The 9,471-nt window shown below is 65.5% G+C and carries 19 protein-coding genes; all 19 read left to right on the top strand.

Features of this window, described 5'->3' with window-relative positions; all coding sequences use genetic code 11:
- The 19 genes from NDI76_RS12605 to NDI76_RS12695 are packed head-to-tail and all read left to right on the top strand — an operon-like array spanning position 1 to position 9,469.
- The gene (locus NDI76_RS12605; RefSeq protein ID WP_310924431.1) at positions 1-426 is read left to right on the top strand and encodes a 30S ribosomal protein S19; all 426 of its coding nucleotides are present in this window, start codon (positions 1-3) and stop codon (positions 424-426) included.
- A gap of 3 nt (positions 427-429) precedes the next feature.
- Positions 430-891, top strand: coding sequence for a 50S ribosomal protein L22 (locus NDI76_RS12610; RefSeq protein WP_310924432.1), 462 nt, complete (start codon positions 430-432; stop codon positions 889-891).
- Positions 891-1,928, top strand: coding sequence for a 30S ribosomal protein S3 (locus NDI76_RS12615; protein ID WP_310924433.1), 1,038 nt, complete (start codon positions 891-893; stop codon positions 1,926-1,928). Before NDI76_RS12610 ends, NDI76_RS12615 begins: the two co-directional genes overlap by 1 nt.
- 3 nt (positions 1,929-1,931) lie before the next feature.
- Positions 1,932-2,144 (top strand): 50S ribosomal protein L29, encoded by a 213-nt coding sequence (gene rpmC / locus NDI76_RS12620; RefSeq protein ID WP_310924434.1) that lies wholly within the window; start codon positions 1,932-1,934, stop codon positions 2,142-2,144.
- An 8-nt stretch (positions 2,145-2,152) separates the two neighbouring features.
- Positions 2,153-2,611 (top strand): ribonuclease P protein component 1, encoded by a 459-nt coding sequence (locus NDI76_RS12625; protein ID WP_310924435.1) that lies wholly within the window; start codon positions 2,153-2,155, stop codon positions 2,609-2,611.
- A complete protein-coding gene (locus tag NDI76_RS12630; RefSeq protein ID WP_310924436.1) occupies positions 2,602-2,928 on the top strand; it encodes a 30S ribosomal protein S17 in 327 nt (108 codons plus the stop codon). Before NDI76_RS12625 ends, NDI76_RS12630 begins: the two co-directional genes overlap by 10 nt.
- Positions 2,928-3,326, top strand: coding sequence for a 50S ribosomal protein L14 (locus NDI76_RS12635; protein WP_310924437.1), 399 nt, complete (start codon positions 2,928-2,930; stop codon positions 3,324-3,326). The genes NDI76_RS12630 and NDI76_RS12635 overlap by 1 nt, the downstream gene beginning before the upstream one ends.
- A 13-nt stretch (positions 3,327-3,339) precedes the next feature.
- Complete coding sequence (rplX, locus tag NDI76_RS12640) at positions 3,340-3,717, top strand: 50S ribosomal protein L24 (RefSeq protein WP_310924438.1); 378 nt, start codon at positions 3,340-3,342, stop codon at positions 3,715-3,717.
- On the top strand, positions 3,714-4,505 hold the full coding sequence (locus NDI76_RS12645; protein ID WP_310924439.1) for a 30S ribosomal protein S4e: 792 nt from the start codon (positions 3,714-3,716) through the stop codon (positions 4,503-4,505). The genes rplX and NDI76_RS12645 overlap by 4 nt, the downstream gene beginning before the upstream one ends.
- Positions 4,502-5,047, top strand: a complete 546-nt coding sequence (locus NDI76_RS12650) for a 50S ribosomal protein L5 (protein ID WP_310924440.1) — start codon at positions 4,502-4,504, stop codon at positions 5,045-5,047. The genes NDI76_RS12645 and NDI76_RS12650 overlap by 4 nt, the downstream gene beginning before the upstream one ends.
- On the top strand, positions 5,044-5,220 hold the full coding sequence (locus NDI76_RS12655; protein ID WP_008384724.1) for a 30S ribosomal protein S14: 177 nt from the start codon (positions 5,044-5,046) through the stop codon (positions 5,218-5,220). The genes NDI76_RS12650 and NDI76_RS12655 overlap by 4 nt, the downstream gene beginning before the upstream one ends.
- A 2-nt stretch (positions 5,221-5,222) precedes the next feature.
- Positions 5,223-5,615: a 30S ribosomal protein S8 gene (locus NDI76_RS12660; protein WP_310924442.1), complete on the top strand. Its 393-nt coding sequence runs from the start codon at positions 5,223-5,225 to the stop codon at positions 5,613-5,615.
- 4 nt (positions 5,616-5,619) lie between these two features.
- Positions 5,620-6,156 (top strand): 50S ribosomal protein L6, encoded by a 537-nt coding sequence (locus NDI76_RS12665; RefSeq protein ID WP_310924443.1) that lies wholly within the window; start codon positions 5,620-5,622, stop codon positions 6,154-6,156.
- Positions 6,157-6,861 carry a 50S ribosomal protein L32e gene (locus NDI76_RS12670; RefSeq protein ID WP_310924444.1) on the top strand — a complete coding sequence of 235 codons (705 nt, stop codon included), beginning with the start codon at positions 6,157-6,159 and terminating at the stop codon, positions 6,859-6,861.
- A complete protein-coding gene (locus NDI76_RS12675) occupies positions 6,858-7,313 on the top strand; it encodes a 50S ribosomal protein L19e (protein ID WP_310924445.1) in 456 nt (151 codons plus the stop codon). The genes NDI76_RS12670 and NDI76_RS12675 overlap by 4 nt, the downstream gene beginning before the upstream one ends.
- Positions 7,313-7,867 carry a 50S ribosomal protein L18 gene (locus NDI76_RS12680; protein ID WP_310924446.1) on the top strand — a complete coding sequence of 185 codons (555 nt, stop codon included), beginning with the start codon at positions 7,313-7,315 and terminating at the stop codon, positions 7,865-7,867. The genes NDI76_RS12675 and NDI76_RS12680 overlap by 1 nt, the downstream gene beginning before the upstream one ends.
- Positions 7,864-8,511 carry a 30S ribosomal protein S5 gene (locus NDI76_RS12685; RefSeq protein WP_310924447.1) on the top strand — a complete coding sequence of 216 codons (648 nt, stop codon included), beginning with the start codon at positions 7,864-7,866 and terminating at the stop codon, positions 8,509-8,511. The genes NDI76_RS12680 and NDI76_RS12685 overlap by 4 nt, the downstream gene beginning before the upstream one ends.
- A complete protein-coding gene (gene rpmD / locus NDI76_RS12690; RefSeq protein WP_310924448.1) occupies positions 8,511-8,975 on the top strand; it encodes a 50S ribosomal protein L30 in 465 nt (154 codons plus the stop codon). The genes NDI76_RS12685 and rpmD overlap by 1 nt, the downstream gene beginning before the upstream one ends.
- Complete coding sequence (locus tag NDI76_RS12695; RefSeq protein WP_310924449.1) at positions 8,972-9,469, top strand: uL15m family ribosomal protein; 498 nt, start codon at positions 8,972-8,974, stop codon at positions 9,467-9,469. The genes rpmD and NDI76_RS12695 overlap by 4 nt, the downstream gene beginning before the upstream one ends.
- Positions 9,470-9,471 lie beyond the last annotated feature (2 nt).

Below are 9,471 nucleotides of genomic sequence, written 5' to 3' on the forward strand. Positions count from 1 at the left end.
ATGAGCTCGGAATACCGAACCGGCCGTCAGGGTGAGACGTTCACCTACCGCGGCCACACGCTCGAAGAGCTCCAGGAGATGGAGCTCGACGAGGTCGTCGAACTGCTCCCCGCACGCGTGCGGCGAAGCATCAACAGAGGGCTGACGCTCCAGAAGGAGAAGCTCCTCGACGAGGTCCGCGAAGCGGACCCCGAGGAGACGGCCAACTCGCCCATCCGGACGCACCTCCGCGACATGCCCATCCTGCCGGTGTTCGTCGACAAGACGTTCGCCGTCTACAACGGGCAGTCGTTCGAGCGCGTCCGCGTGCAACCCGAGATGATCGGACACTACCTCGGCGAGTTCCAGTTGACCCGAAACTCGGTCGAACACGGTCAGGCCGGCATCGGTGCGACCCGGTCCTCGAAGTTCGTGCCGCTCAAATAACCCATGGGAATCAACTACAGCGTCGAGGCCGACCCGGACGTCACCGCCAAGGGGATGCTCCGTGACCGGCCCATCAGCCTGAAGCACAGCAAGGCCATCTCGCGCGAGATAAAGGGCATGACCGTCGAGGACGCCGAAGACTACCTCGACGCCGTCATCGAGGGAGACCGCTCGGTCCCGTTCCGCCAGCACAACACCGGCGTCGGACACCGCTCCGACATCGACGGCTGGGACGCGGGCCGCTACCCCGAGAAGGCGTCGAAGGCGTTCCTCGAACTCCTACAGAACGTCGCAGCCAACGCCGACGAGGACGGCTTCGACGGTCGCTCGATGGAGATCATGCACGTCGCCGCGCACAAGGTCGGAGAACGACCCGGTCGTAAACCCCGCGCGTTCGGGAGTGCAGACCCATTCAACACCACACTCTGTGACGTCGAACTCATCATCGAGGAGGTCGAGGAGTAATGGCTGACGAACACCAGTTCATCGAGAACGGGCTCCAGCGCTCGCAGATAGACGAGTTCTTCGCGGACGAACTCGGTCGCGCGGGCTACGGCGGCATGGACGTCGCCAAGACGCCGATGGGCACGCAGATCGTCCTGAAGGCGGAGAAGCCCGGGATGGTCATCGGCAAGGGCGGGAAGAACATCCGCAAGGTGACCAAGGAACTCGAGAACCGCTTCGACCTCGACGACCCCCAGATCGACGTGCAGGAGGTCGACGAACCCGACCTCAACGCGCGCATCGTTGCGGACCGTCTGGCGAACGCGCTCGAACGCGGCTGGTACTTCCGCAAGGCGGGCCACACGACCATCGACCGCATCATGGACGCCGGCGCCCTCGGCGCCGAAATCGTCCTCGCGGGGAAGGTCACGGGCGCCCGCTCGCGCGTCGAGAAGTTCAACCGCGGCTACATCAAGCACAACGGCGAACCCGCCCAGTCCATCGTCGACGAGGGACAGGGCGTCGCCGTGATGAAGCTCGGTACCATCGGCGTGAACGTCAAAATCATCCCGCCGGGAGCCAAGCTTCCCGACGACTTCGAGATCGAAGAGGACGCCGACCCCGAAGCGGTCGAGCAGACCGTCGAGTCCGAGGGCGTCGAGGAACTCCTCGAGGACGAACCCGAGGAGGTTCCCGACGTCGCAGAGGACGACGAGGACGTCGACGTCCCCGACGAGGAACCCACGGAGGTCATCGACGAGGAGATCGTCGAAGAGGTCGTCGAGGAGTCCGGCGACGTGGCCTCGCGCTCCGAGAGCGCGGAGCCCGCTCCGGAAGAAGAGCCCGTCGGCACCGGCGACGTCGAGGACGAGGACGTCTCGCCGGACGACGACGAGGCCGACGCCAGCGAGGCCGAACTCGACGAGGAGGTCGAGGCGGAAGCCGAGGACCTCGTCGCCGAGATGGAGGAGGCCGACGAGGACGAAGAGGACACGGAAGCCGAGTCCGACGCGGACGCCGACGAGGCCGACGCCGACGACGAAGAAACGGAGGAGTAATACATGGCAATCCTCTACCCCGAAGAGATTCGCGACATGACGCCCGCCGAGCGTGACGCAGAACTCGAGGAACTCGAGACGGAACTGCTCAACGCGAAGGCCGTGCAGGCCGCGGGCGGCGCGCCGGAGAACCCCGGTCGCGTCGGCGAACTGAAGCGGACCATCGCCCGGATCAAGACGATTCAGGGCGAAGAAGGCGACCTCGACGACGAATAACGGAACCCATGGCACTGACACCCGAGACCCTCACGCGACACGAACTCAACGGCCTCCGAGTGGAGGTCGTCGACGCCGCCAACCCCGACCTCGTCGGGATAGCTGGCCGTGTCGTCGTCGAGACGATGCAGACGCTCCACGTCGACGTCGACGCCTCCGAGTCGGAGGCGTCCGACGACGGGGAGACTCGGGTGCTGCAGGTGCCGAAGCAGGGCGCGACCCTGCAGTTCGAGATTCCGTCGCGGGACGACGCTCCCGCATCCGCACGCGAGCGCACAGATGAAGCCGCCGACGCCGAGAAGGCGTCGGGGACCGCGTCCAAACTTCGGTCGGAAACTGCCGGCAGATTCGAAGCCGGTCAGTCTGGTCGTTGCCAGGGCGCGGCCTACGTTACGGTGGATGGCGCACGTCTGCTCTCACGACCCGCCTTGCGAACAGAGAAGGCAGGTGACACAACATGGCGATAGGACTGAACGTAGAAGAACCGGAGGAGACCTGCTCCGACGAGAACTGCCCGTTCCACGGCTCCCTTGCCGTTCGCGGACAGACGCTCGAAGGAACAGTCGCCTCCACAGACATGGACAAAACCGTCGTTGTGGAACGCGAATACGACGTTCGCGTCCCCAAGTACGACCGCTACATGAAGCGGCGTAGTCGCATCCCGGCCCACGCACCCCCGTGCGTGGACCTCGCCGAGGGCGACACGGTACGTATCGCAGAGACCCGACCGCTGTCGAAGACGAAGGCGCACGTCGTCGTCGAGACGCTCGGAGGTGAGGAGTGATGGAGGCGCTGAAGGCCGACGTCACGAAGGGCCTCGCACGAGGCTCGCTCATCACGTGTGCCGACAACACCGGCGCGCGTCAGCTGAAAGTTATCAGCGTGAAGGGCTACTCAGGAACCAAGAACCGACACCCGAAGGCGGGCATCGGCGACCAGGTCACCGTCTCGGTGACCAAAGGGACGCCGGAGATGCGCCGTCAGGTGCTCCAGGCCGTCATCGTTCGCCAGCGGAAATCGATCCGCCGGCCGAACGGGACGCGCGTGAAGTTCGAGGACAACGCCGCCGTCATCATCGACGAGATGGAAGAGCCTCGTGGGACCGAGATCAAGGGTCCCGTCGCGCGTGAGGTCGCCGAGCGCTTCGGGAGCATCGCCTCCACGGCGACGATGATAGTCTGACGGAGAACCGCACATGACCAAACAACCACGCAAACAGCGAAACGAGACGCAGAACGCGCCGCTCCACGAGCGACAGAAGCAGGTCCGCGCGACGCTGTCCGGCGACCTGCGCGACGAGTACGGCCGCCGGAACGTGCGCGTCAACGCCGGCGACACGGTCGAAGTGCTCCGCGGCGACGCCGCGGGCACCGAGGCCGAAGTCGCTCGCGTCGACCTCACGGACGCGGTCGTCTACGTCGAGGACGTCACGGTCGCGAAGGCCGACGGCGAGGAAGTGCCTCGCCCCCTCGACGCCAGCAACGTCCGCGTCGTCGAACTCGACCTCGAGGACGAGCGTCGCGAGGAGCGTCTCCAATCTGATACGGACTCGGACTCGGAGGACAACGAATGACGAAGCACCAGAAGCGACTCTCGGCACCGAACTCGTGGCCGATAGAACGCAAAGAGGAGACGTTCACGGTCAAGGCCGACGCCGGTCCGCACGGGAAGGCGGGGGTTCCCCTGCTCATCCTGCTGCGGGACGTGCTCGGCTACGCGGACTCGAAGAAGGAGGCGCGCTACGCGCTCAACCAGGACACCGTGCTCGTCAACGGGGACGCAATCTCCGACGAGGCCCGTCCCATCGGGATGTTCGACATCCTCGCGTTCACGGAGCGAGAAGAGTACTTCCGCGTCTTCCCCGACGAGGGCGGACGCCTCGCGCTCACGCCCATCGACGCCGAGTCGGCTGACAGCCGCCTCGGAAAGATCGCGGGCAAACAGAGCGTCACGGGCGGCGCCACGCAGCTCACGCTGCACGACGGGTCGAACGTCCGCGTCGAGGCCGACGAGGACCCCGACCAGTACCACTCGAAGGACTCGCTCGTCGTCGACAACGAGACGAAGGAGATCGTTGCGCACTTCCCGTACGAGGAGGGCGCGCTGGTCACCGCCGTCGACGGCACGCACGCCGGCGAGATCGGCGAGATCACCGAGATCACCGTCACGCCCGGCAGCGGGAACAACTCCGTCACCGTCGAGACCGACGAGTACACGTTCGAGACGGTCGAACAGTACGTCGTCGTCATCGACGAGAACTTCACGGGCGACGCCGACGACGAGTCGGCGGTCGAGACCGGAGGTGCCGACGACGGGTCGGCAGCAGGTCAGACGGAGTCCGACGGAGGTGACGACGAATGAGCGAGAGTGAACCCGAGAGCGAGGGCGAGTTCCACGAGATGCGCGAGCCCAAAATCGAGAAGGTCGTCGTCCACATGGGCGTCGGCGAGGGCGGTCGCGAACTCGCGAACGCCGAGGACATCCTCGAAGAGATTACGGGCCAGCAGTCGGTCCAGACGCTCGCGACGCGCGCGGCGACGCAGTTCGGCGCGCGGAAGGGCGACCCTATCGGAACGAAGGTCACCCTCCGCGGCGACAACGCCGTCGAGTTCCTCGAGACGGCGCTGTCGCTCGCGACCATCTCGGAGCGACAGTTCGACGAGACCGGGAACTTCAGCTTCGGCGTCGAAGAGCACACCGCGTTCCCCTCTCAGGAGTACGACCCGCAGATCGGTATCTACGGGCTGGACGTGACGGTCAACCTCGTCCGCCCCGGCTACCGAGTGAAGAAGCGCGACAAGGCGTCGCGCAGCATCCCCTCGGCCCACCGCATGAGCGCCGAGGACGCCATCCCGTTCCTCGAATCGAACTTCGACGTGGACGTGGAGGCTACAGAAGAATGAGCGAATCAGAGACCGAACAGACGGGCGAGCACGCGACACGGCGCACGGGACAGGAGAACGAGTGCCGTCGCTGCGGCCGCAAGCAGGGACTCGTCGGTAAGTACGACATCAACCTGTGCCGGCAGTGCTTCCGCGAGGTCGCCCGCGACATGGGATTCAAGAAGTACAGATAACAATGGCAGGAAACGACCCCCTCTCCAACGCTCTCGCCGGCGTGAACAACGCCGAGAGCGTCGGGCATCTGTCGCACGAGATACAGCCCGCCTCCAGCGTCATCGGCTCCGTCCTCGAGGTCTTCTACGACCGCGGGTACGTCGACGGCTTCGAGTTCGTCGACGACGGCAAGGCCGGAACGTTCGAGGTCGAACTGAACGGCGCTATCAACGAATGTGGTGTCGTCAAGCCCCGCTACTCCGCGGGTGCCGACGAGTTCGAGAAGTGGGAGAAGCGATATCTCCCCGCCCGCGACTACGGGACGCTCATCGTCACGACGAGCCACGGCGTCATGAGCCACTACGACGCCCGCGAACAGGGCATCGGTGGCCAAGTAATCGCCTACGTGTACTGAGACAATGAACCGAGTAGAAATCGAAATTCCGGACGACGTCTCGGCCGAGATCAAGAATCTCGACCTCACCATCGAAGGCCCCAACGGGAGCGTCACGAAGACGCTCTGGTACCCCGCCGTCAGCGTGACGGTGGAGGACGGTCACATCGTCATCGAGTCCAACGACGACAAGGCGAAGACGAACGCGACCGTCGGCACCTTCGAGAGCCACGTGGAGAACATGCTCTACGGCGTCACCGATGGATGGGAGTACAAGATGGAAATCTACTACGCCCACTTCCCGATGCAGGTGAACGTGCAGGGCGACGAGGTCGAAATCGAGAACTTCCTCGGCGAGAAAGCGCCGCGGCACGCGAAGGTCCGCGGCGACACGCAAGTACAGGTCGACGGCGAAGAAGTGGTCCTGACCGGCCCCAACAAGGAGGACGTCGGGCAGACCGCCGCCGATATCGAACAGCTCACCCGCGTGAACGACAAGGACACGCGCGTCTTCCAGGACGGCGTGTACATCACGCAGAAACCGGAGAAGGAGACGGTCTAAATGGCTGACGAAGAGATCCAAGAACTCGAAGACATCAGCGGCGTCGGTCCCTCGAAGGCCGAGGCGCTCCGCGAGGCCGGCTACGAGTCGGTCGAGGACGTGAAGGCCGCGAGCCAGTCCGAACTGGCCGAGGTCGACGGCGTCGGGAACGCGCTCGCCGCGCGTATCAAAGCCGACGTCGGCGGCCTCGAAGTCTCCGAAGACACCGAGGCGGAAGTCGAAGAGGAGACCGAGGAGCCGGAGAGCGAGGAAGCGGACGTGGAGACGGAACTCCAACCCCGCGGGCACGCGGACAAGACGCCCGACCTCGACTCGGACACCGCGGCTGCGCTCGCACAGAAGCACCGCGAGGGCAAGCCCGCCTTCCGGCGGCAGGACTACCACAAGAAGAAGCGGACGCCCGAATCGTGGCGGAAGCCCCGCGGCAACCTCTCGAAGCAGCGCCGCGGCGTCAAGGGCAAGGGGCCGAAAGTCGAGTCGGGCTACCGCTCGCCGAAGGCCGCCCGCGGTCTCCACCCGTCCGGCTTCGAGGAGGTTCACGTCCACAACGTGAACGACCTCGAAGGCGTCGACGGCGACACCGAGGCCGTCCGCATCGCCTCCTCCGTCGGCGCTCGCAAGCGCGAGCGCATCGAGGAGGAAGCCGAGGACCGACAGATTCGCGTCCTCAACCCCACCTACGTCGAAGTGGAGGTCGACGAATGACCGATCTGAAAGCCCAACGACGCATGGCCTCCGACGTCCTCGACGTCGGAAAGAGCCGCATCTGGTTCGACCCGGAGGAACAGGCCGAAATCGCGGAAGCCATCACCCGAGAGGACATCCGCGAACTCGCCGACGAGGGAACGATTCGCATCAAGGATGCGAAGAGCAACTCGAAGGGACGCGCCCGCGAACGCGCCGAGAAGCGTTCCTACGGTCACCGGAAGGGCCCCGGCTCCCGCAAAGGGAAGTCCGGCGGTCGGAAGAGCTCGAAGGACGAATGGATCAGCCGAATCCGCGCGCAGCGTCGTCGCCTGAAGGAGCTTCGCGACGACGGGCCGCTGACGCCGACGCAGTACCGCGAACTGTACAACAAGGCGTCCGGCGGCGAGTTCGACAGCGTGGACAGGCTCGAAGCGTACGCACGAAACAACTACGACGTGGAGATAGAATAATGGCGACAGGACCACGCTACAAGGTGCCGATGCGACGTCGCCGGGAAGTCCGGACGGATTACCACCAGAGGTTGCGCCTGCTGAAATCGGGCAAACCCCGCCTCGTTGCTCGTCTGAGCAACAAGCACGTCAGGGCGCAGCTGGTTACCCCCGGACCGAACGGAGACGAAACGCACGCGGCCGCCTCCTCGGAGGACCTCGCGGAGTACGGCTGGGAAGCCCCCACGGGCAATCTCCCCAGCGCGTACCTCACGGGCTTCCTCGCGGGGACGCGGGCGCTGGAGGCCGGCCTCGAAGAGGCCGTCCTCGACATCGGCCTGAACACGGCGACGCCCGGAAACAAGGTGTTCGCGGTTCAGGAAGGAGCGATAGACGCTGGCCTCGAAATCCCGCACAACGAGTCGGTGCTCGCGGACTGGTCGCGTAACCGCGGCGAGCACATCGCCGAGTACGCAGAGCAGCTCGACGAGCCGCTGTACGGCGGCGATTTCGACGCCACGAACCTACCCGAGCACTTCGACGACGTGCTCGAACGACTTCAGGAGGACGCATGAGCCAACGCAACAGCAACGGCTGGGAGCCGCGAACGCGGCTCGGCCGCATGGTACAGGACGGCGACGTCACCTCGATGCAGCAGGCGCTCGACACCGGACTTCCGCTCAAGGAGGCCGAAATCGTCGACCAGCTCCTGCCCGGACTCGAAGACGAGGTGCTCGACATCAACATGGTTCAGCGCATGACCGACTCCGGTCGGCGCGTGAAGTTCCGTTGTGTCGTCGCCATCGGGAACCGCGACGGGTTCCTCGGCTACGCCGAGGCCCGAGACGACCAGGTCGGGTCGGCCATCCAGAAGGCCATCGACGTGGCGAAGCTGAACATCATCAAGGTCGACCGCGGCTCCGGTTCGTGGGAGGACTCCGCCGGCGGCGTGAACTCCCTCACCCGGAAGGCCGAGGGGAAGGCCGGCTCCGTGACGGTCGAGATCATGCCCGCACCGCAGGGCCTCGGCCTCGCGGCCGCAGAGACCGTTCGGAACATCCTCGAACTGGCCGGCGTGCAGGACGCCTGGACCCGCTCGAACGGGAACACGCGGACGACGGTCAACCTCGCGAAGGCGACGTACAACGCGCTGAAGAACGCCTCGCAGTCGCGCACCCCGCGGCGCGCGCGAGAGAAGCAGCAGGAGGCTGGCAACTGATGCAAGCCATCGTGCAGCTTCGCGGCGACGTGAACATGAGCGAGGCCACCCACGACACGCTGAAGATGCTCAACATCCACAGCGTGAACCACTGCGCGTTCGTCCCCGAGACGGACACGTATCGCGGGATGATCACGAAGGTCAACGACTACGTCGCGCACGGCGAACCGAGCGCCGACGTGGTCGAGACGCTCCTGCGGACGCGCGCCGAACCCGCGGAGGGTTCCGAGACGGTCGACGACGACTGGATCGCAGAGCACACCGACTACGACGACGTCTCCGCACTCGCGGAGGCCGTCGTCGACGAGGAGACGACGCTGCGCGAGCAGGGTCTCTCCCCCGTGCTTCGCCTGCACCCGCCGCGCGGCGGTCACAAGGGCCAAAAGCACGTCACCAAAGAGGGCGGTCAGCTCGGACAACACGAGACCGAGCAGATCGACGAACTCCTGGAGGATATGCGATGACCTCGAAGAAACGACGACAGCGCGGTTCTCGCACGCACGGCGGCGGCACACACAAGAACCGGCGCGGCGCCGGCAACCGCGGCGGACGCGGCCGCGCGGGACGCGCCAAACACGAGTTCCACAACTACGAACCGCTCGGGAAACACGGCTTCGACCGACCCGAGAAGGCGAAAGACACCGTCGTCGAGGTAAAGGTGCAGAAACTCGACGAGGACGCGGCGCTTCTCGCGGCCGACGACGTGGCCGAGAAGGACGGCGACGCCTATCGCGTCGACGCTCGCGACGTGGCCGAGGACGGCTACGACGCCGACGTCGTGAAAGTGCTCGGCGGCGGGCAGGTCCGACAGGAACTGCACGTCGTCGCCGACGCATTCACCGCGGGCGCCGTCGAACTCATCGAGGAAGCCGGCGGCAGCGCCGAACTCTCCGAGCGCGGGGAGGAGGCGCAATCCGAAGAAGATAACTCGGACGAGGAAGAAAGCTCCGAAGAGTAACA

This window comes from Halogeometricum sp. S1BR25-6 (assembly GCF_031624495.1).
GTDB classification, from domain to species: domain Archaea; phylum Halobacteriota; class Halobacteria; order Halobacteriales; family Haloferacaceae; genus Halogeometricum; species Halogeometricum salsisoli.